Source organism: Granulicatella balaenopterae, from assembly GCF_900111135.1.
GTDB classification, from domain to species: domain Bacteria; phylum Bacillota; class Bacilli; order Lactobacillales; family Aerococcaceae; genus Granulicatella; species Granulicatella balaenopterae.
Genome location: NZ_FOGF01000087.1, coordinates 1 through 1192, shown reverse-complemented (window position 1 = coordinate 1192; position 1192 = coordinate 1). Strand labels below are relative to the sequence as shown.

Annotated in this window: 1 protein-coding gene; it reads right to left on the bottom strand. The window is 36.8% G+C overall.

Translation table 11 applies throughout. From position 1 onward, the window contains the following. Positions 1-1192, bottom strand: a 1192-nt coding sequence (ahpF, locus tag BMX09_RS09915) for an alkyl hydroperoxide reductase subunit F (RefSeq protein ID WP_143054420.1), incomplete at both ends; no start/stop codon positions are given.

Here is a 1192-nt window from a genome sequence, read left to right as displayed (position 1 = left end):
CCTGCTAATGAGGTTTGACCAGTTGCATCGATTTTAATTTCGCCACGATTGTTTAAGTCTACACTATCTTTTAACCATTCAGTATTTGGCATTAAGCCGATTAAAACAAAGACACCTTCCACAGCTAAATGATGTTCTGCTTGTGTCTTGCGATCGATATAGCTTAGGCCTTCCACTGAATTTGTACCAGTAATTTCAGTTGTCTGAGCATTAGTAATGACTGTAACATTTTTAAGTGAGTAAAGCTTATCTTGTAAGACTTTATCGGCTTTTAATTCTGGTAAAAATTCTAAAACATAGACATGACTAACAATACCTGCTAAATCAATGGCTGCTTCTATACCTGAATTCCCGCCACCAATAACAGCTACTGGCTTACCAGCAAAGATTGGTCCATCGCAATGTGGGCAATAAGCAACCCCTTTGTTTTTAAATTCTTTTTCACCAGGAACATTAATATGACGCCATCTTGCCCCAGTTGAGATGATGGCAGATTTTGTTTTTAAGATAGTTCCATTAGCTAATGTGACTTCGATTAAGTCTTGTTTGTTAATATGTGTTACTCGTTGACCAGTAATTTGTTGGACGTTGTATTGTTTTACATGTTCGCCAACTTGGGCCATTAATTTTGGTCCTTCAGTATATGGCGTACCAATCATATTCTCGATACCTAAAGTCTCCATTACTTGTCCACCAAATTCTTCACATACTAAAGCAGTCTTAATGCCTTTACGTGCTGAATAAATCGCTGCACTAGCTCCAGCTGGTCCACCACCAATGATTAAACTATCATAGACTTGGTTCGTGATTGATTCATCTAATTCAACTGAGCCGGCTAATTTTTCTAGTAATTGTTCGACGGTCAATTTGCCACTTGAAAATTCTTCACCATTTAGATAAACAGTTGGAACAGCCATAATATCACGCTCTTTAACAATATCTTGGTGAATACCACCTTCAATCATTGTATGAGTAATGAATGGATTTAGAACGGCAAAAATATTCAATGTTTGCACTACTTCAGGGCAAATATGGCAAGTTAAGCTAACAATTGATTCAAAGTGATAAGCTTTATCGATAGCTTTAATTTGCTTGATTAATGCCTCATCGATTTTTGGAGCGCGTCCACTAACTTGTAATAGTGCTAATACAAATGAAGAAAATTCATGACCTAAAGGAATTCCAGCGAAAA